Source organism: Ensifer sp. Root127 (assembly GCF_001425225.1).
In the GTDB taxonomy this organism is placed as follows: domain Bacteria; phylum Pseudomonadota; class Alphaproteobacteria; order Rhizobiales; family Rhizobiaceae; genus Ensifer; species Ensifer canadensis.
In genome coordinates this window covers 271782-291566 of record NZ_LMDX01000001.1, presented here as the reverse complement: position 1 = coordinate 291566, position 19785 = coordinate 271782, and the positions used below count along the sequence as shown (strand labels likewise).

At 62.0% G+C, this 19785-nt stretch carries 18 protein-coding genes; 13 read left to right on the top strand and 5 right to left on the bottom strand.

Annotated features, from left to right (window positions below; genetic code table 11):
• Positions 1 to 120 precede the first annotated feature (120 nt).
• The 3 genes from ASD03_RS01380 to ASD03_RS01370 all read left to right on the top strand — a co-directional run bounded on the left by ASD03_RS01380 (position 121) and on the right by ASD03_RS01370 (position 4383).
• Positions 121 to 1377, top strand: coding sequence for a cyclopropane-fatty-acyl-phospholipid synthase family protein (locus tag ASD03_RS01380; RefSeq protein ID WP_025426391.1), 1257 nt, complete (start codon positions 121 to 123; stop codon positions 1375 to 1377).
• Positions 1378 to 1549: 172 nt separating this feature from the next.
• Positions 1550 to 3856, top strand: coding sequence for a Tex family protein (locus ASD03_RS01375; protein WP_025426392.1), 2307 nt, complete (start codon positions 1550 to 1552; stop codon positions 3854 to 3856).
• Between the two features lie 209 nt (positions 3857 to 4065).
• Positions 4066 to 4383: a hypothetical protein gene (locus ASD03_RS01370; RefSeq protein ID WP_025426393.1), complete on the top strand. Its 318-nt coding sequence runs from the start codon at positions 4066 to 4068 to the stop codon at positions 4381 to 4383.
• A gap of 136 nt (positions 4384 to 4519) precedes the next feature.
• Here the strand turns inward: ASD03_RS01370 and rkpK are convergent, their stop codons facing one another.
• The 3 genes from rkpK to ASD03_RS01355 all read right to left on the bottom strand — a co-directional run bounded on the left by rkpK (position 4520) and on the right by ASD03_RS01355 (position 7351).
• On the bottom strand, positions 4520 to 5833 hold the full coding sequence (gene rkpK / locus ASD03_RS01365) for a UDP-glucose 6-dehydrogenase (protein ID WP_057212407.1): 1314 nt from the start codon (positions 5831 to 5833) through the stop codon (positions 4520 to 4522).
• A 72-nt stretch (positions 5834 to 5905) separates the two neighbouring features.
• Positions 5906 to 6949, bottom strand: a complete 1044-nt coding sequence (locus ASD03_RS01360; RefSeq protein ID WP_057211454.1) for an NAD-dependent epimerase — start codon at positions 6947 to 6949, stop codon at positions 5906 to 5908.
• A gap of 69 nt (positions 6950 to 7018) precedes the next feature.
• On the bottom strand, positions 7019 to 7351 hold the full coding sequence (locus ASD03_RS01355) for a helix-turn-helix domain-containing protein (RefSeq protein WP_025426396.1): 333 nt from the start codon (positions 7349 to 7351) through the stop codon (positions 7019 to 7021).
• A gap of 49 nt (positions 7352 to 7400) precedes the next feature.
• On the opposite strand from ASD03_RS01355, the gene ASD03_RS01350 reads away from it, so the two are divergent.
• Both ASD03_RS01350 and ASD03_RS01345 read left to right on the top strand, forming a co-directional pair.
• Positions 7401 to 7883 carry an SRPBCC domain-containing protein gene (locus tag ASD03_RS01350; RefSeq protein WP_025426397.1) on the top strand — a complete coding sequence of 161 codons (483 nt, stop codon included), beginning with the start codon at positions 7401 to 7403 and terminating at the stop codon, positions 7881 to 7883.
• 13 nt (positions 7884 to 7896) lie between these two features.
• Entirely contained in the window at positions 7897 to 8253 is a 357-nt protein-coding gene (locus tag ASD03_RS01345) for a glyoxalase/bleomycin resistance/dioxygenase family protein (RefSeq protein WP_025426398.1), read from the top strand.
• A gap of 16 nt (positions 8254 to 8269) precedes the next feature.
• Here ASD03_RS01345 and ASD03_RS01340 read toward each other — a convergent pair whose 3' ends face one another.
• Entirely contained in the window at positions 8270 to 9007 is a 738-nt protein-coding gene (locus tag ASD03_RS01340; protein WP_025426399.1) for a L,D-transpeptidase, read from the bottom strand.
• Between the two features lie 236 nt (positions 9008 to 9243).
• Between ASD03_RS01340 and recO the strand changes: the two genes are divergently transcribed.
• The 5 genes from recO (at position 9244) to ASD03_RS01315 (ending at position 15239) form a co-directional block, all read left to right on the top strand.
• On the top strand, positions 9244 to 9990 hold the full coding sequence (gene recO / locus ASD03_RS01335) for a DNA repair protein RecO (protein WP_038576811.1): 747 nt from the start codon (positions 9244 to 9246) through the stop codon (positions 9988 to 9990).
• A 63-nt stretch (positions 9991 to 10053) separates the two neighbouring features.
• Complete coding sequence (locus tag ASD03_RS01330; protein ID WP_025426401.1) at positions 10054 to 10563, top strand: PaaI family thioesterase; 510 nt, start codon at positions 10054 to 10056, stop codon at positions 10561 to 10563.
• Positions 10564 to 10816: 253 nt separating this feature from the next.
• Complete coding sequence (locus ASD03_RS01325) at positions 10817 to 13645, top strand: DUF2339 domain-containing protein (protein ID WP_057212549.1); 2829 nt, start codon at positions 10817 to 10819, stop codon at positions 13643 to 13645.
• Between the two features lie 9 nt (positions 13646 to 13654).
• On the top strand, positions 13655 to 14311 hold the full coding sequence (locus ASD03_RS01320; RefSeq protein WP_025426403.1) for an HD domain-containing protein: 657 nt from the start codon (positions 13655 to 13657) through the stop codon (positions 14309 to 14311).
• A gap of 79 nt (positions 14312 to 14390) precedes the next feature.
• Positions 14391 to 15239 carry an MOSC domain-containing protein gene (locus ASD03_RS01315; RefSeq protein ID WP_025426404.1) on the top strand — a complete coding sequence of 283 codons (849 nt, stop codon included), beginning with the start codon at positions 14391 to 14393 and terminating at the stop codon, positions 15237 to 15239.
• Between the two features lie 29 nt (positions 15240 to 15268).
• On the opposite strand, the gene ASD03_RS01310 is transcribed toward ASD03_RS01315, so the two are convergent.
• Positions 15269 to 16192, bottom strand: a complete 924-nt coding sequence (locus tag ASD03_RS01310) for a phytanoyl-CoA dioxygenase family protein (RefSeq protein ID WP_038576814.1) — start codon at positions 16190 to 16192, stop codon at positions 15269 to 15271.
• Between the two features lie 129 nt (positions 16193 to 16321).
• Between ASD03_RS01310 and ASD03_RS01305 the strand changes: the two genes are divergently transcribed.
• The 3 genes from ASD03_RS01305 to nadA all read left to right on the top strand — a co-directional run bounded on the left by ASD03_RS01305 (position 16322) and on the right by nadA (position 19782).
• Positions 16322 to 17188 carry an AraC family transcriptional regulator gene (locus ASD03_RS01305; RefSeq protein WP_025426406.1) on the top strand — a complete coding sequence of 289 codons (867 nt, stop codon included), beginning with the start codon at positions 16322 to 16324 and terminating at the stop codon, positions 17186 to 17188.
• A 106-nt stretch (positions 17189 to 17294) separates the two neighbouring features.
• Entirely contained in the window at positions 17295 to 18533 is a 1239-nt protein-coding gene (locus tag ASD03_RS01300) for an MFS transporter (RefSeq protein ID WP_025426407.1), read from the top strand.
• Positions 18534 to 18702: 169 nt separating this feature from the next.
• A complete protein-coding gene (gene nadA, locus ASD03_RS01295; protein ID WP_025426408.1) occupies positions 18703 to 19782 on the top strand; it encodes a quinolinate synthase NadA in 1080 nt (359 codons plus the stop codon).
• Positions 19783 to 19785 lie beyond the last annotated feature (3 nt).

Here is a 19785-nt window from a genome sequence, read left to right as displayed (position 1 = left end):
CCCTGCGTTCCGCATCATTCTTCATGCGCGCCGCAACGCTTTCCCGGAAGCCCCGATAGAACCGGCCCCGTCGCCGCTCCTACGCAGCAGGACACAGGATGTGTCTGGCAGGGGTTGGATATGAATGCGGCATTGTTGAATTTGCTTCGCCGTCTGGTGCGCAAGGGCAATCTGACGGTGTTTTTTTCTGCGGGTGAGCAGGTCATTCTGGGTGACGGCTCGGGAAAGCCGGCAACGATCCGCATTGTCGATGCGGAAGCTGAAAAAGCGATCGCTATCGACCCGGGGCTTCGTTTCGGCGAGCTTTATATGGATGGCCGCGTCGTCATCGAGGACGGCGACATTTTCGATGTGCTCTCGATAGTAAAGGAAAACGGTCTGGAGAACGCCGCGACTGTTCCCAACACGCTGGTTGCTCTTCAGCATGTGTTGCGCCAGCAGGTGAAGAGCCGCATGCCGGTCAATCGCAACCGGCACAATGTCGCCCATCACTATGATCTCGATCGCAAGCTCTTCAATCTGTTCCTCGATCAGGACTGGCAATATTCCTGCGCCTATTTCGAGCCGCCGGGCATCTCGCTCGATGAGGCGCAACTCGCCAAGAAGCGCCATATCGCCGCCAAGCTGCTGCTTGAACCCGGGCAGAAGGTGCTTGAGGTCGGCTCCGGCTGGGGCGGGATGGCGATGTATCTTGCGGAATCCTCCGGCGTCGAGGTGACGGGCATCACACTCAGCGAAGAGCAGCTGAAGATCTCGCGCGAGCGGGCGGCCAAGCGAGGCTTGTCCGATCGTGTCCGCTTCGAGCTTCAGGACTATAGGACGATGCAGGGGCGGCAGTTCGACCGCATCGTGTCGGTCGGTATGTTCGAACATGTCGGCATCGGCAATTACGGCCGATTCTTTCGCAAGATCAGGGAATTGTTGAAGCCTGAGGGCGTGATGCTGTTGCACTCGATCGGGCAGGTCTACAAACCCTGGGCGACCAATCCATGGATCGAGAAATACATCTTCCCCGGCGGTTACATCCCGGCGCTTTCGGAGGTTCTGCCTTCCGTTGAAAAGACCCAGCTTCTCGTCAAGGATATCGAGATCCTGTCGATGCACTATGCCTGGACATTAAGGGCGTGGCGGGAGCGTTTCCTCGCGCGGCGCGAAGAGGCGGTAAAGCTGTTCGACGAGCGCTTCTTCCGGATGTGGGAGTTCTATCTCGCCGCGTCGGAGACGGCCTTCCTGCATGACAAGCACTTCATCTTCCAGCTGCAGCTGTCGCCGTCGCTCGATACGGTGCCTTTCGCACGCGGTTACATCGAGGCGAAGGAACGGGAACTGATGGAATTCGAAATGACCCGCCCGCCGCTTGAGCTGGTGGATATTTAACGCATGTCGCCCGAAAGTGCGCCGCGGTTTCGGTGCAACGACATCCTTAGAAAACACAGGTCGAGCGCACCTCTCCTGTGGAGTTCCGGTTTCGCCACGCAAGCCTTCACTTGGCCTTGAAGACCTGCGCCTTTATGGTCGCCGACTGAAAACAGGAAAGACGGATCCCACCATGGCCAGCCCAGCAAAACCCATCGCCGCCATCATTGCCAGCGAGATCAAGGCGTCGACCTCCCAGGTAATCGCCGCGGTGGAGCTGCTCGATGAGGGCGCGACGGTGCCGTTCATCGCGCGTTACCGCAAGGAAGTGACCGGCGGGCTCGACGACACGCAGCTGCGCACGCTGGCTGAGCGTCTGACCTATCTGCGCGAACTGGAGGCAAGGCGGGGTTCGATCATCGAATCGATCCGCGGACAGGGCAAGCTGACCGACGAACTCGAAGCCAAGATCGCCGCGGTGGAAACCAAGGCCGAACTCGAAGATATCTATCTGCCCTACAAGCCGAAGCGGCGCACCAAGGCGGAGATCGCCAAGGAGCGGGGCCTTGGGCCGCTTGCCGAAGCTATTCTCGCCGACCGGACGGTCGCACCGGCTGACCGCGCCGCAAAGTTTCTGACGGCAGATGTGCCCGATGTGAAGACGGCGCTTGACGGCGCGCGCGACATTATCGCCGAAGGCATGGCGGAGAATGCCGACCTGCTCGGCCGCCTGCGCAATCACATGAAGGGCGCGGCGTTCCTGCGGGCCAAGGTCGTCGACGGCAAGCAGGCGGCGGGTGCCAAGTTCTCGGACTATTTCGATCATTCCGAACGCTGGGCGACCACACCGGGTCACCGGGCGCTTGCCATGCTGCGCGGCTGGAACGAGGAGGTGTTGTCAGTCGATATCGTCGTCGATCAGGACGATACGTCTCCCGTCAAACCGGTCGAGCGCATGATTGCGGCCGCCTACAATGTCGGCGGACAGCTGCCGGGCGACAAATGGCTTTCCGAGGTTATCGGTTGGACCTGGCGCGTGAAGCTGTCGATGTCGCTGTCTCTCGACCTGATGCGCGAGCTGCGCGAACGGGCGGAAGAGGAAGCAATCCACGTTTTCGCCCGCAACCTGAAGGACCTGCTGCTGGCCGCTCCGGCCGGCTCGCGCGCGACGATGGGGCTGGATCCGGGCATTCGCACCGGCGTCAAGGTCGCCATTGTCGATGGTACCGGCAAGCTTTTGGAGACAACGACCGTTTATCCGTTCCCGCCGAAGAACGATGTCCGCGGCACGCAGGCCGAGCTGGCATCGCTGGTCCGCAAGCACAAGGTCGAGCTGATCGCGATCGGCAATGGCACCGGCAGCCGCGAGACGGAGAAGCTTGTCGCCGACATGCTTGCCCAACTGCCGGCGCCAAAGCCCACCAAGGTCATCGTGTCCGAAGCCGGTGCTTCGGTCTATTCCGCCTCGGAGACGGCCGCACTTGAGTTCCCCGGTCTAGACGTCTCCCTGCGTGGCGCCGTCTCCATCGCCCGGCGCCTGCAGGACCCGCTGGCTGAGCTCGTCAAGATCGAGCCGAAGTCGATCGGCGTCGGCCAGTATCAGCACGATGTCGACCAGTCGAAGCTCAACCGCTCGCTGGATGCGGTCGTGGAAGACGCGGTGAACGCCGTCGGTGTCGATGTGAATACGGCATCCGCACCGCTGCTTGCGCGCGTCTCCGGTCTCGGCAAGTCTTCGGCAGAAGCGATCGTCGCACACCGCGATGCCGCCGGACCGTTCGCCAGCCGCAAGGAACTCTTGAACGTCGCGCGTCTCGGCGCCCGCACCTTTGAACAGTGCGCCGGCTTCCTGCGCATTCCTGATGGCAAGGAGCCGCTCGATGCGTCGTCGGTCCACCCGGAAGCCTATGGTGTCGCCAAGAAGATCGTCGCGGCCTGCGGGCGCGATGTGCGCGCATTGATGGGCGACAGCGCGGCGTTGAAGCAGCTCGATCCGCGTGTCTTCGTCGATGAGCGTTTTGGCCTGCCGACGGTGAAGGACATTCTGGCCGAACTGGAAAAACCGGGCCGCGACCCGCGCCCGAGCTTCAAGACCGCGACCTTCGCCGAGGGCATCGACGACATCAAGGATCTGAAGGTCGGCATGCAGCTCGAAGGCACCGTGACAAATGTTGCCGCCTTTGGCGCCTTCGTCGACATCGGCGTCCATCAGGATGGCCTCGTTCATGTTTCGCAGCTTGCGGACCGGTTCGTGAAGGACCCCCATGAAGTGGTCAAGGCCGGCGACGTGGTTCAGGTGCGGGTGACCGAGGTGGATGTACCGCGCAAGCGCATTGGCTTGACCATGCGCAAGGACATCGGTGCCGATACGGGCCGCGAGGCGAGGGCGCCGGCATCGAACAACGGCAATCGCAGCGCGCCAGCGCGTCCGCAGAAGCCGCAGCAGCCGTCGCAGGGCGCCTTTGGTGCCGCGCTCATGGAAGCGATGAAGCGCAAGTAATACGGGTCGCCCAGAAGTCGTATCGGTTCCCGGGTTACTCTCCGTAAATTAGTCAATTGTAATATACGGATTGCTCCGCCATACTGATCTCGTGGCGGCACTTGTATCGTGTCGCGAGCAAGTGCCGATCATAACAATGCCGGTCAACGGCGGATGAGGTCAGCGGAAACTCCTTTTCCGCCGGGTTTCCCGGCGAAAGGAGGTGCGTCATGGGACGCAATATGATCCGTGGCCTCGCTCGAGCCGTCATATTGGCGGCCGCGGTGACGGCACTTCCAAACCCGGCAAGTTCGCAGGTGATGGCGAACTGTGCCGCGCGATCCGAAGTGATCGAATTTCTCATGCGACAGTATCAGGAAAAGCCTGCGGGGATCGGATTGATCAACCCGCATGCGGTGATGGAAATCTATGCCGCCGATAGCGGCACCTGGACCCTGATCGTCACGGATGTCACCGGCCGAAGCTGTGTCATCCTTGCCGGCAAAAGCTGGGAGGCACTGCCGCCCCAGCCGATACCGAAGGCATAGAGCATGTCGCGCAAAAGTGTGCAGCGGTTTTGCGATAACGACATGCGGCATAACAGGAAACTTTAAGTCTGTCGCCGCCTGTCGCAGACGATCGCCGGGCAGGGCGCCCGGCGTTAGATTCCGTGTCTTGCAGCCCTCACTGCGGCCGGCCGACGCTGGCATAGGCAAAGCCGTGCTTTGCAACTTCGTCGGGGCGATAGATGTTTCTGAGGTCGACCAGTACCGGCGCCTTCATCACGGCTTTCAACCGGCGGAAGTCGAGCGCGCGGAACTCGTTCCATTCGGTCACGATCACCAGCACGTCGGCCTCTGCGGCTGCCTCGTACGGATCCTTGGCGAAATCGAGACCGTCCATCAGTTTCTTGGCGTTTTCCATGCCTTCCGGATCATAGCCGACGACATGGGCGCCGGCGTCCTGCAGGGTCTGGACCACGGTGATGGCCGGGCTGTCGCGCATGTCGTCGGTGTTCGGCTTGAAGGTGAGGCCGAGGACGGCGACCTTGCGTCCGCGTACATCGCCGCCGGCAGCCGCGATAACCTTGCGGCCCATGGCGCGCTTGCGGTTGTCGTTGATGGCGACGGTGGTCTCGACCAGGCGCACGGGGCTGTCGAAATCCTGGGCGGTCTTGACCAAGGCCAGCGTGTCCTTCGGGAAGCAGGAGCCGCCATACCCAGGACCCGCATGCAGGAATTTTCCACCGATACGGCCGTCGAGGCCGATGCCGCGGGCAACGTCCTGCACGTTGGCGTCGACCTTCTCGCAGAGATCGGCCATCTCGTTGATGAAGGTGATCTTCATCGCCAGGAAGGCGTTGCCGGCGTATTTGATCAGTTCGGAGGTGCGGCGCGAGGTGAAGACCAGCGGCGCCTGGTTGAGGTAGAGCGGACGGTAAACCTCGGTCATGACGTCGCGGGCGCGCGCATCATCGTCGGCAAGACCGATGACGATGCGGTCGGGGCGCTTGAAGTCCTCGATGGCGGCACCTTCGCGCAGGAATTCCGGATTGGAAACCACGGCGAAATCCGCCTCCGGGTTGGTTTCGCGGATGATGCGCTCGACCTCGTCGCCGGTACCGACCGGAACCGTCGACTTCGTCACGATGACGGTGAAACCCTTGAGGTTGACGGCGATCTCGCGCGCTGCGGCGTAGACATAGGAGAGATCGGCATGGCCGTCGCCGCGACGCGACGGCGTGCCGACGGCGATGAAGATCACGCCGCTGTCGGCGACCGCCGAAACGAGATCCGTGGTGAACGACAGGCGGCCGGACTGGACATTGCTCGCGACGAGATGGTCGAGGCCGGGTTCAAAGATCGGGATGCGCCCCTGCATCAGGGCATCGATCTTGCTTTCGTCCTTGTCGAGGCAAACCACGTCATGGCCGAAATCGGCAAAACACACACCCGAAACAAGGCCGACATAGCCGGCGCCGATCATCGTGACTTTCATCTGCTCTTCCTTTTGTTGCGAGAGCTTCGCTTATGCAAAGTGTGGCGACGGCAGTCGTCGCCGATGGTTGCCTCAGGCCTGCCGGGCCGGCGAGCCAGCCTTCTCGGAGCGACCGTAATATTCGTCATACCAGGCTGCAAAGCGCGCGACACCGTCTTCCACCGAAATCGACGGCTTGAAATCGGTGAGCGCCTCAAGCAGATCCGGAGACGCATAGGTGCGTGGCACATCGCCCTGCTGCATCGGCAGCATGTTGCGAAGCGCCGGGCGACCGACTGCCTTTTCGATCGTCTCGATGAAGGTCATCAGTTCGACCGGCTGGCCGCCGCCGATATTGACGACGCGGAATGGCGCCTGCCGCGACAGCGTGTCCTGCGCCTTTTCGGATGGCACCCGGTTTTCCTCCGAGGGGAGGACATGCGAAAGCCTGAGGATGCCTTCGACGAGATCGTCGATATAGGTGAAGTCGCGGCTCATGCGGCCTTCGCCGTAAATGTCGATCGGCCGGTCGTTGTGGATGGCGTCGATGAACTTGAACAGCGCCATGTCGGGCCGACCCCAGGGGCCATAGACCGTGAAGAAACGGAAGGCCGTCGTCGGCACCTTGTAGAGATGGGCATAGCTGTGCGCCATCAGTTCCATCGATTTCTTCGTCGCCGCGTAGATCGTCATCGGCTCGTCGGCCCGGTCTGTCTCGGCGAAAGGGATCTTTTCGTTGGCGCCGTAGATCGATGAGGTCGAGGCCAGCATCAGGTGCTTGGGGCCGATTTCGCGCGCCAACTCCAACATGTTCCAGGAGCCGATGAGGTTGGAATCGACATAGGCCTTGGGGTTTTCCAGGCTGTAGCGGACGCCGGCCTGGGCAGCCAGATGGATGATGACCTCCGGCTCGGCAAGCTCTGCGGCGTGGTTCAGCGCATCCCGGTCTTCCAGCATGCCGACGACCGCCTTGAAGCCGTTCGAGCGGGCGAGGATCGCGTGGCGCTGTTCCTTGAGCGTGACGTCGTAGTAGGGCGTCATTCCGTCGAAGCCGACGACGAAATGCCCTTCGTCGATCAGTCGCTTTGCAAGATGAAAGCCGATGAAGCCGGCCGTGCCGGTGATGAGGTAGCGCAAGACGATATCCCCAGATTGCGTTGTCGCGCGTTCATACGAAGAAAGCAGGGCAATGGAAAGCCGAAACCGTCATTCCGAGGGGCGGTCGAGCCCTTGCTGAAGGGCGGAAAGGATCGACATCGCCTGGCCGGCATACTGGCTGATCCAACGATTGTGGATGGCCTGGATCGGCATGGCGTTGAGGTGGTTCCAGCGCTCGCGGCCCTCACGCTGAACGATCACCAGATCGGCGTCTTCGAGAACTCTTAAATGCTGCATGACGGTGCAGCGATCAAGGCTGTCAAACTGCTCGCAGAGCATGCCGGTCGTCTGCGGCTCATCCTTCAGGGCGTCGAGGATCTGTCGGCGCAGGCCGTTGGCGAGTGCCTTGAAAACAAGGTCATCTTTCGAATCGGTTGACATGTTATATTTTTATAACATATGCTGTGTCAGCACAATGGGAGAAGAGGTCATGTCTTTCGAATTTCGTGTGAATGGACGCATCGACCGGCCTGTCGCCGAGGTATTCGATGCCGTGGTCAATCCTGATCAGATCAGCAAGTACTTCGTCACCCTTGGCGGGGTCAGTGGGCCCTTGGTCGCCGGAACAACGGTTACCTGGTGGGGCAACGTGCCGATAGAGGTCGAGGCCGTGGAACCCCACGAGCGCATCGTCCTTCGCTGGGATGCGATGGTGGAGAAGGAGGAGGAGCCTTATCGCACCAAGGTCGAGATGCGCTTCCAGCCACTCGAGGACGGCGCCACCATGGTGACGATCGCCGAAACCGGCTGGCGCGAAAACGCGCGCGGACAGAAGAGTTCCTACATGAACTGCGAGGGTTGGTCGCAAATGCTGGCCTGCATGAAGGCCTGGCTCGAATACGGCATCAACCTGCGCCAGGGCTACTACGTCAGCGAATTGTCCGGGCAGCCCGCAACCGAGCCGCCGCTTTAAGGGAGATCACACGATGACGATTACGGGTGGTATCAACATCGCTATGAAGGTGCCGTCGCACCAATATGAGGCGGTCGTCGCCTTCTACCGCGACACGGTCGGTCTCGAGCCTTTCGACGAGAAGGCGCCGGCCAAGGGTTTTATCCTCGGTCCTAACAGGCTTTGGATCGACGAGGCGCCGAATTACAGCCAGGCGGAGGTGTGGCTCGAACTCTTCACCGACGACCATGAGGCCGCACTCGGCGGGCTTGCCGAAAAAGGCGTGGTGCGCTGCGATGCGGTCGAGGATCTCGGCGAAGGCTTTCGCGGCGGCTGGATCATGAACCCGGCCAACATTGTGCACATGCTGCGCACGCCGGACGCCTGGTAGGCGCCCGGCAGCGGGATTAGTAGGCGAACGGCTCGCCGGCGTTTGCCGGCGTCGACATTGGCGCGAGCGTCTCATTCATCGGCGCTTCCGCCTGCAGCACGACGACGCGCGAATCCTTCGGCACGCGGCTGTAGAGATCGATGATATCAGGGTTGAAGAGCCGGATGCAGCCGCTCGATACCGCCTTGCCGATCGACCAGGCCTCGGTGGTTCCGTGGATGCGGAACAGCGTGTCGCGGTCGCCCTGGAAAAGGTAGAGCGCGCGCGGCCCAAGCGGGTTGCGCACGCCCGGTTCCATGCCGCCGGCAAGCGGGCCGTAGCGTTCGGGTTCGCGCGCGACCATGCTGGAGGTGGGCGTCCAGCGCGGCCATTCGGCCTTGCGGCCGATACGGGCTTCGCCTTCGAATTCCAGGCCGGCCTTGCCGACCCCGATACCGTAGCGCATCGCCATGCCGCCGTCCTGGACCAGGTAGAGGAAGCGATTCTGCGTGTCGATCACGATGGTGCCGGGCGGCTCATGGGTCGCATAGGCAACCTGCTGGCGCAGATAGCGCGTATCGACCTTCCTGATATCGATGGCGTCGAGCGGAAACTTTTCGTCCGGCTTCGGTCCATACATCGCGACATAGTAGGGATCGGGTCCCTTCGGCTTCGCCGGTCCGCCGCTGGTCACGCAGCCTGCGAGCGTGGACGTGGCAAGAAGGAGGGCGAAGAGCTGCGCCAAGCGGCCGGCGCTGTTCCGGGACACACACATAATCGGGTCAATATTCCTGCTGATTGCATTTCGGGAGGGAGCGGACGTTGCCGCCGTGTACGGCCGTTCTAATGCCAAACATGGCCTCGGGGAGGCAAGAGCGCGACGGAATTGAGGCAATTGGTGAGTGTCACCGAAAGGCGACAGTGCGGAGGTCTGCGTGAAAGCGCTAGATCGCGATGCCAGACTGGCATCATCGCTTGATCCGCTTTCCATCGCGGGTGTATGCCTTTTTCATGCAATGGAGCGATCAGGCCATCATTCTCGGGATCAGGCGGCACGGCGAAAGCTCGGCCATCGCCGAAGTCATGACTGCGTCGCGGGGCCGGCATCTTGGCATGGTGCGGTCCGGCCGTTCGCGCACCATGCAGCCCGTCCTTCAGCCGGGAAATACCGTCGAATTGACCTGGCGCGCGCGGCTCGATGAGCATATGGGCGAGTTCCGCATCGAGCCGCTCGAACTCCGGGCGGCGCGGCTGATGGAGGCGGCCACGTCAGTCTATGGCATCCAGGCGCTGGGCGCGCTTTTACGCCTGCTGCCGGAGCGCGATCCGCATCCGCATCTCTATGAGGCGCTGGCCGTCATCGTCGATCACCTCGAGGATCCGGCCGATGCCGGTGAACTGTTCGTGCGCTTCGAACTTGCCGTTTTGAACGATCTTGGTTTCGGGCTTGATCTGACCGAATGCGTGGCGACCGGAACGCGCGAAGACCTGGCCTTCGTGTCGCCGAAGTCGGGCCGGGCCGTCTGCCGCGCAGCCGGCATGCCCTATGCCGACCGCATGCTCGCGCTGCCGGAGTTTCTCGCCGTCGAAGCGCGAAGTGCGGCCGACTATGACAGCCTTGCCGCCGCCTTCCGCCTGACGGCCTTCTTTCTCAACCGCCATGTCTATGAGCCACGCGGCCTCAAGGTTTCGTCCGCGCGCGATGGTTTCGTCAATGCGGCGCTCAAGGCATTGAGGCCTTCTTCTTCAGCCGCGTGATCGACAGCGCCGCGCGTCCGATCGGGCGTGTGAAAGAGGCTGTCACACCTCAAGGGAGTTTGCATGTTTCAAGAACTTTTCCCCGGCATGCCTGTATCCGGCATCGGCGTGCTTCCGCTGGATCGCGTTGCGCGCGACGGCGGCCTCAAGGTCATGCAGGATCTTTTGAAGGGCGACCTGCCGGCGCCGCCGATGTCGGCAACGCTCAAGTTTGGCCTGACCGAGGTCGAGGAGGGGCGGGTGGTCTTCAAGGGGCTGCCGACCGAGGAGCATCTGAACCCGCTTGGAACCGTGCATGGCGGCTGGACGGCGACGGTGATGGATTCGGCGCTGGGATGCGCAGTGTTCACGATGATGAAGCCCGGCGAGGCCTACACCACTGTCGAATTCAAGGTAAACCTGGTGCGGCCCTTGCTGCCCGGCATGGGCGAAGTCTTCTGCGAAGGCAAGATCGTCCACCGTGGCCGCACCATCGCCACGTCGGAGGCCTGGCTGCGTGATGCTGGTGGCAAGCTTCTGGCGCACGGGACGGAAACCTGCGTGATCTTCCCGATCGACAATCTGCGCCGATAGCAGTCGCCCTTTCCCCGACGCTGCAACGATCGTCGGCGCTCACATGGGCGCCGGCGGAAGTCGCATACGTGAGTGGGATGCCGTTGGCTGTGCCTCATAGCTGCTCGGCTGTCGCGACGCCGGCGCATCACGTGAATGAAACTTATACATTTCCGCGAAGAGATTGGGGCTCTCAACCGTCTATGCCTTTGGCGGTCGTGCAAAACTCTGTATGGTCGCGATCGGCCTGCGAATATTGCCGCCAGGGGAAAACATGATTGAAGTTATTGCCTTAGTCGCTTTTGTTCTGGCGCTCTCCGCCTTTTTCGGCGGCAGGAAGACAGCAGAACGGTTGGACAGCGAAGTCGCCGCGCTCAAGAAGGAGATCGCGCGATTGACGGCTGCGGCCGGGCTCACAGCGCCGGAAGGCGATATCGCGTCGGAGCAGGCGGCAGCGCTTTCTGAACGCTCCGCCGATGCGGTGACCGACGATGATGAAGGCGTCGATGGGCTCTCGGCGAGCGCTCGCGAAGGCGCAAGGATCTTCGGCAATGCCGAACCGACCGAGCCCGAAACCGCATCCGACGAAGCCGTGGCCGCGAGCGTCGAGGCGACCTCCGTCGATGCAGCGCCATCCCGGCAGGTGGAAAGCCTGGAAAGCCGTCTCGGTGCCCGCTGGGCCGTCTGGGTCGGCGGCATCGCACTGGCGCTCGGTGGCGTCTTCATGGTCAAGTATTCGATCGACGCCGGTCTTCTGAGCCCTGCCGTCCGGCTGACGCTGGCCGCACTCTTCGGTTTGCTGCTGGCTGCGGCTGGCGAGGTCATTCGCCGTCGCGCCGTGCCCGTTATCGCCAACGAATTCCAGAATGCGATGATCCCCGGCATCCTCACTGCCGCCGGTGCCGTCACGTTGTTCGGGGTCGCCTATGCGGCTTATGACATCTATGGCTTCATCGGCACGGCGACGGCCTTCGTGCTGCTGGCGATGATTTCGCTCGCAACCGTCGGCCTGTCGTTGCTGCATGGGCAGGCGCTGGCCGGCCTCGGCTTGCTTGCCTCGCTGATCACACCGTTGCTGGTATCGAGCGATGAGCCGCGCCCCTGGGTTCTCTTCGGCTTCCTGTCGGTCGTGTGGCTCGCGACCTTATTGGCGTCGCGGTTGCGGCGCTGGATGGTCGTGCCGACGCTCGCCAATGTCGGCATCGGGCTCTGGGGGCTTGCCTATGTCACCGCGGTATCGCCCTTCGACGCGCTGCCGGTCGCCTTTGCGCTGCTGGTGATGATCCTGGGTGTCGGGCTGGTCTGGCCGGGTGCGATGGACACCGATGCGCCCAGTGAGCCGTTGCCTGAGCCGACGAACCGCCCGATTGCGGTTGCCGGCCCGTGGGAGAAGCTCTTCACGCCGGCCTATGCCGCCATCAGCGTTTCCGCGGCCATTGCCGCGACCGTGCTCGCTCTGATCTTCATCAGCCCGGCCGTCAGCGCCGTGGAATATCCCGTCAAGGAGTTCTTCGTCGTGGTCGCGGCCCTGGCCGCACTCGGCGCATGGCGGACGAATGCCGTCTATCCGGCCCTGCTGTCTGCCCTCGGCGCGATCGTCGGCATCGGCAGCCTGACGGCGCTGAGCGGCGTCCTTGCCTATCTCGACTCTTCGCTTGCCGGTGTTGCGCCGGAGATCGTTCTGCCCAGCCGAACCGCGACGCTGACGGCCTTGCTGCTGGCAACGCTGTTCGTGCTGTTCGGCGCATTCGTGCTCACCCGCCGCCTGCGCGAACACCCGCAGTTCGCTATCCTGTGGGCCGGCATTGCCGCCGTCGTTCCGGTTGCTCTGACCACGATGTCATTCCTGATGACCGGCAACTACACCTTCGATCTGCCGCACGGCCTTTTCGCGCTCGTTGTCGGTGGTGGTCTGCTGGCGCTTGCCGATTGGCTCTATCGCCGTGACGGCGAAGCAGAGGGCGTGGATATCGCCTCGAGCCTTCTGGTTACCGGCTCCTTTGCGCTCTTCGTGATCGCCTTGCATGCCTGGACCGATGGCCTCGTCACCACCCTGGCGATTGCGCTGCTTGGGACTGCCTATGCCGGCGCGACCCGTGTTCGGACCTGGCCAATCCTGCCCTGGATGACCGGCGCAGCGGCGATCGTCGTTCTTGGCCGTATCGCCTGGGAGCCGACGATCGTCGGCGCTGAAAACCTCGGCACCACGCCGGTGTTCAATGCGCTGTTGCCGGGCTACGGCATTCCCGCGCTCTTGCTTGTCGCCTCTGCCTATCTCGTCCGATCCTGGCCGGATGTGCGTGTGCGCAACCTGCTGCAGGCCCTGGCGAGCCTCTTCGTGCTGTTGACGCTGGCGATCCTCGTTCGCCATGCCATGAACGGTGGCGTGCTCGACAGCGCCGTACCGACGCTTGGCGAGCAGTCGATCTACACGTTGCTGGCGATCGGTGCCTCGGGTGTGTTCATGACGCTGGACATGAAGTCACCAAGCCCTGTCTTCCGCTACGGCGGCATGGGGCTTGGCGTGTTCTCGATGCTCTCGGTTCTCTCAGCGCATCTCTTCGGGCTCAATCCGTATTTCAGCGGCGAACTCTTGGGGGCCATCCCGTTCTTCGATCTGCTTTTGATCGGCTATCTCCTGCCGGGCATCGGTTATGCGGGCCTTGCCTGGTATGCGCGCGGCAAACGACCATTGCCCTACGTCATGGCGCTCGCCGTCAGTGGCGCGATCCTCGCTTTTGCATGGGCAACGCTTTCCGTCCGGCGCCTCTGGCAGGGGGAGAACATCGTGGACTGGAAAGGCTTCCTGCAGGGTGAGACCTACACCTATTCGGTCGTCTGGCTGGTGCTCGGCGTGCTGCTTTTGGTGTTCGGCTCGCGCTTCAATGCCAAGAGCATTCGCATCGCCTCGGCCGTGCTGGTCTTCATTGCCGTTCTGAAGGTCTTCCTGATCGACATGTCCAATCTCGAGGGCTTCCTGCGCGCGCTCTCCTTCATCGGGCTCGGCGGCGTTTTGATCGGCATCGGGCTGTTCTACCAGAAGATCCTTTCGGGCGTCGGCGTGACGCGGCAGTCGTCTGCTGCGCCGACACAGCCGCAATAGGTTGATGCCATGACTCGTAATTTTGCATTGGCGGCGGCATTCGCGCCGCATGCTGATCTCGCCGCCGTTCTCCTGCCGCATGCTTTTGCGGCAGATGACGGTTCGCATGATGCATCCCACCTGATCCGGGTCTGGAAGAACGCCGCCCGCATCCATGCCGAAGAGGGTGGTGACGAACGCGTGCTCTCCGCAGCCGTGTTGCTGCACGATTGCGTTTCTGTCGAAAAGAACTCGCCGCATCGCACGCAGGCCTCAAGGCTTGCGGCTGAAAAAGCCGCCGACATCCTGCGCGATCTCGGCTGGTCGGCTGAAGCCATATCGTCCGTCGCCCATGCAATTCTCACCCACAGCTTTTCGGCCAGCATCACGCCCGAGACGATCGAGGCGAAGATCCTGCAGGATGCAGACCGACTGGATGCGATCGGCATGGTCGGCGCTGCCCGCTGCTTCTACATCGCCGGGCGCATGGGCAGCGGCCTTTACGATCCGCTCGATCCGCTGGCAGAGGATCGAGAGCTCGACGACAAGGCCTTTGCCATTGACCATTTCGAGACCAAGCTGTTCAAGCTGGCCGATGGATTTCAGACGGCTACCGGTCGCAGGCTGGCGCTCGAACGCCAGCAACGGCTGCGCGATGTGCTTGCCATGATGCTGGATGAAATCTAAGCCTTTCAATCCATTACCGCCGTCCTGTGAATCAGATCGCGAACGGCCTGAATCTGTTTCTCAACGTGGAGCGTTTTCGATGAAGGTGACCGGACTGAACATTCATCCGCTGAAGAGCGGCCGGGCGATCCCGCTTGAGACGGTCACCGTCAATCTCGATGGTTTCGAGGGCGACCGCCGTTTCATGCTGGTGGAGCCGGATGGGCGTTTCATCACCCAGCGCGAGCTGCAGACGCTGGCACAGGTCGAGGCAAACCACATTGATGGCGGCGTGCAGCTGAAGATGGGCGACAAGGCACTCATCGTGCGCTTCGATCCTGACCAGCGGCTCGACGTGCGCGTCTGGGCAAGCGACGTCGATGCGGCAGTGGCCGACGATGCAACAAACGAGACGCTGTCGGGCTGGTTCGGCCGGCCCGTCAAGCTTGCCCATATGGATGCTTCGGCGGAGCGTTTCGTCGGTGCCGAGTGGGCCGGCACGGCAGCACCCGTCGGTTTTGCTGATGGCTTTCCGGTGCTGATCACCACCACAGGCTCGCTTGCCGATCTGAACCGTACACTTGCGGAGAAGGGGCAGGAGCCCGTCGGCATGGACCGGTTCCGCACCAACATCCTGCTCGATTGCGATGAGGCCTGGGACGAGGATTTCTGGGAGAGCCTGGAGATCGGCGGCATCCGCTTCGATTTCGTCAAACCCTGCGCCCGCTGCATCATGACCACCCAGGACCAGATCACCGGCGAACGCATCGGCGGCAATCCGATCCAGGGCCTCGCCGAAAAGCGCATGTCGGCCGACCGCCGCGTGGCGGGCGTGCTGTTCGGTTGGAACGTCGTGCCGCGCGGCGAAGGAACCTTGAAGCTCGGCGACGAGGCGCGGATTGTCGACCGGCGCCGGGAGCGCTGGCCGATGAAGGTGCGCGCTTCCTGAACCGGCGGAAGCCACCTACGATCTCCGCCTCAGAACCAGGGCGTTACGCCGAGCAGCTTTGCCCCGAGGTCCGAGAGGTTGGCGGGCGTGGCGTTGTGCTTTTCCCATTCGCGCGGATCGCCCGGAAAGGCGTCGCGCTTCGGATGGTCGAGCTCCCGCCAGAGCCGCACGCGTTCTTCGCGTTCGGCTCTGTTGTTCCACTTGGCTGGATGCATGGAGATGTACTGTGCCATGCGAACCCTGCCATCGGAATGGTTGGGCCGGACGCCGTGGGCAAGCAGGCTGTTGAAAATCATCAGGTCACCTGCCTCCATCTCGATATTGACGGTCGAAAGGCCTGACATGTCGGGGTGCATGGGGTCTCTGTCCGCCGGTTGGGTCTTTTCCCAGGTGGCGAAGTTTTCAAACAGCTCAGGAACACACTGAAAGCCGCCGACATCGCCATCCTGCTTCTGCAGGCTGAGCACGCCCTGGACGCCGATCGGCAGCGGACGGATCGAGGTGTCGACGTCCCAATGAATGAAACCGTTGGGATTTCCCTTGACCCTTTTCGGCGGGTTGAGGTTGGCGCGGTCGATCGTCACCCAAAGATCCTCCCGGTCCCAGATATCGACGAAGGCACCATAGATGCGCGGTTCCTGGCGATTGTCCCAGAGATATTGGTGATTGTAGATCTCCAGCATGCCGGTGTTGTTGAGTTCCTTCATCTTGTGTTCGCGGCGCTGCGGCGCGTACCAGGTCGAAGGGTCGGCTGGATCCTTCTCGTCGAAGCGCCAGAGCAGTTCGACGAGCCGCTCGACATTGGCTGCCGGCACGGCCTGCCGGACGATCACGTAACCCTTGGTGATCCAGTGCTGCCAGTCCTCCTCCGAGAGCACGCGCAACGGAAGGCGCTTCTTGATGTCCTTCAGTTGGGTTTCGGCGGCGGCTGTGGGGTGGCTGTCTCTGAGCATGCGCAAGGCCTCCTGTGCATCTGCGTCTTTCTGTCGATGCAGGCAGATTAGGCGTTCCGTGGCTGGCATGTTGCCTTCGTACGGCAAAGATTGGTACTAATCTGGCGTCATGATCCAGATGAGCGCAATATGAAGGCCGTTCTGCAGAAGATCCCAAGGCCCACGGAAGCATCCTCCATCCTTCTCGACCGACGGCTTGACGATTGCATCCCGTTTCAGTGGCATCACCATCCGGAATTCGAGCTGACCCTTACGCTGAACTCGCGCGGCCAGCGTTTCGTCGGCGACCACATCGGCACCTATGATGATGGCGATCTCGTGCTGGTCGGGTCGAACCTGCCGCACACATGGCATTCCGCGTCCAAGGTCGATGAGGGGGCGCCCCATGTGGCGCTGGTACTCTGGTTCCACCCGGAATGGGTGGAGCGGATGCAGGACGGCTTTGTCGAGCTCGGTGGCGTGCGGGCAATGTTCGATCGCTCCGCGCCCGGCCTGCAATTCTCGCAAGGAGCAGCCCGTCGCGTTCGGCCGCTGTTCGAGCGCCTGCGTACGCTCGAGCCTGAAGAGCGGTTGCCGGATGTCCTTGCGCTGCTGACGATCCTTGCGCGGGACGAGCATGTAACGCCATTGTCTAACCGGGTCGTCGCGCCCTCGGGCAGGGCCGTCGATCGTGGTCGCCTCGACCGCGTGCTCGATCACATCCACCTCACCTATGCCGAAAGCCCTTCGATGGACGAGCTTGCGGATATTGCCGCCCTCAGTCTCTCGGGCCTGCACCGCCTGTTCCTGCGCCATCTCGACATGCCGATCTCGGAGTATCTGATGCGGCTGAGGATCGGCGAGGCCTGCGCGCTTCTATCCGGCTCCGGAAAATCCATCGCTCATGTGGCCGAGGCGGTCGGCTATCGCTCGATCGCCAATTTCAACCGGCAGTTCAGGGTCCAGAAGGGTATGACGCCACGACTGTTTCGCCAGCGGTTTCAGCATGTCCGATGAGTGGCTTCCGGCCTCATCAATTCCGGTGATCGCGTCGTCAATTTAATTGGCTTTTATCTATTTTAGCGTCCGCGTAGGGTCGCGCTTCGTCATCAGGAGAAAACCCATGTCCGCCATTTCGGGAGCATCCGCGCCGTCGAGCGTTCGCCAGGAAATGCCTTGGCTGATTATTGTCGCCGGCTCGCTCGTTGCGATGCTCACCTTCGGTCCTCGCTCGGCGATGGGCTTCTTCCAACTGCCGATGCTTGCCGAGACCGGTTGGGACCGCACGACCTTCGGTCTGGCAATGGCGTTGCAGAACCTCTGCTGGGGGCTGAGCCAGCCCTTCTTCGGCGCGATCGCCGACAAGTTCGGCACCTGGCGCGTGCTGACCATGTCGGGGCTTCTCTACGCCTCCGGCCTGTTCATCATGGCCCACGCCAATGCGGCGATCTGGTTGCACATCGGTGGCGGCGTCTTGATCGGCATGGCTGTCGGCTCCGGTTCGTTCGGCATTCTGCTCTCCGCATTCGCCCGCAACGTCACGCCGCACCAGCGCTCCATGGCCTTCGGCATCTGCACGGCGGCAGGGTCCGCCGGCATGTTTCTGTTCGCGCCTCTGAGCCAGGGGCTGATCTCCGCCTATGGCTGGTCGGACAGCCTTGTCTATCTCGGGGTGTTGATGTTGCTGGTGCCGTTGTTCGCCATTCCGTTGCGTGGAAACGCTTCCTCCGGCCGGCAGACGGAAGCGCAGTACAAGCAGTCGATCGGTCAGGCGCTGAAGGAAGCGCTCGGCCACAAGAGCTACCTGCTACTGGTCTCCGGTTTCTTCGTCTGCGGCTACCAGGTGGCCTTCATCACCGCGCATTTCCCTGCTTATATCGGCGACATCGGCATCGACGCCCGCTATGCGGTAATCGCGCTGGCGCTGATCGGGTTCTTCAACATCATCGGCTCGCTGTCGGCCGGCTTCATCGGCCAACATTATTCCAAGCCCTATTTCCTGGCGCTGATCTACATTGCCCGGTCGGTCGCGGTCACCGCCTTCCTGCTGCTGCCGCAATCGCCGACCTCGGTCATTGTCTTTGCAATCGTCATGGGCTTGCTCTGGCTTTCGACCGTGCCGCCGACAAACGCGCTCGTTGCCATCATGTTCGGGACACGCCATCTCGGCCTGCTCGGCGGCATCGTCTTTCTCTCGCACCAGGTGGGTTCGTTCCTGGGCGTGTGGATGGGCGGATACCTCTATGACCGCTTCGGCTCCTATGATCCGGTATGGTGGCTAGGCGTGGCGCTCGGCCTGTTTGCGGCCGTCGTTCATTGGCCGATCGAGGAGAAAGCCGTTCCCCGGCCTGCCATGGCCTGAAGAAATCCGTGAACGGGGCGTCGCAAAATGCGACGTTCCGTTCTTGAATTCTGTCACAAAACTTTCTAAATCAATCCATGCGGCTTTGCCGCTTTTGTTTTGGTTCAATTATGCTCATTTTGAGCATAATTGAAGAGCCGCCCAGGAGAGGGGCGGAGAGGAGATCTCGATGACGCGCCTTGACACCCGCACGCAGGCCGTGGCGAACCCGGTTCTTGTAAGCGCCGCCCAGCGCTTCGGCGTCATCGAAAGACCCGAGCTTGCTTTCACACCCGCAGTCGCGCGCGAGACGGAGCATCTTTACGAGAAGGTGAAGGATTTCATTCCGGCGATCGAGTGGCCGGTCTATGCGCCTTACGTTCACGCCATCAACCGGCTGAAGAAAGAGCGCAACGCCGTCATCCTCGCGCATAACTACCAGACGCCCGATATCTTCCATTGCGTCGCCGATATCGTCGGGGACTCGCTGCAGTTGGCGCGCGACGCCAGCAAGGTCGATGCCGAGATCATCATCCAATGCGGCGTTCACTTCATGGCGGAGACCTCCAAACTGTTGAGCCCGGAAAAGACCGTGCTGATCCCTGATGGAAAGGCCGGCTGCTCGCTGTCGGAATCGATTACCGGCGCGGATGTACGGTTGCTGAAGCAGCGTTACCCCGGCGTTCCCGTCGTCACCTACGTCAACACCTCCGCCGACGTGAAGGCCGAGACGGATATCTGCTGCACCTCGTCGAACGTGCTTGCGGTCGTTGAGAGCTTCGCATCGGACACGGTGCTGTGCATCCCGGACGAATATCTGGCCATGAACGTCGCACGCCAGACCAACAAGAAGATCCTGACCTGGAAGGGCCACTGCGAGGTGCATGAGCGCTTCACCGCCGCCGAACTGCTGGCCTACAAGGAAGCCAATCCGGGCATCGAGATCATCGGCCATCCCGAATGCCATCCGGATGTGATTGCCGTTTGCGATTTCGCCGGCTCGACATCGGGCATGATCAACTACGTCAAAGACCACCGGCCGTCGAAGGTCCTGCTCGTCACCGAATGCTCGATGGCATCGAACATCCAGGCCGAGATCGAAGGCGTCGAGTTCATCAAGCCCTGCAATCTCTGTCCGCACATGAAGCGCATCACGCTGCCGAAGATTCTCGACAGCCTGCTCACCATGACGGAAGAGGTTCTGGTCGATCCGGCGATCGCCGATCGGGCGCGCCTTGCAGTCGAACGCATGGTCAACCTCAAGCAATAACAC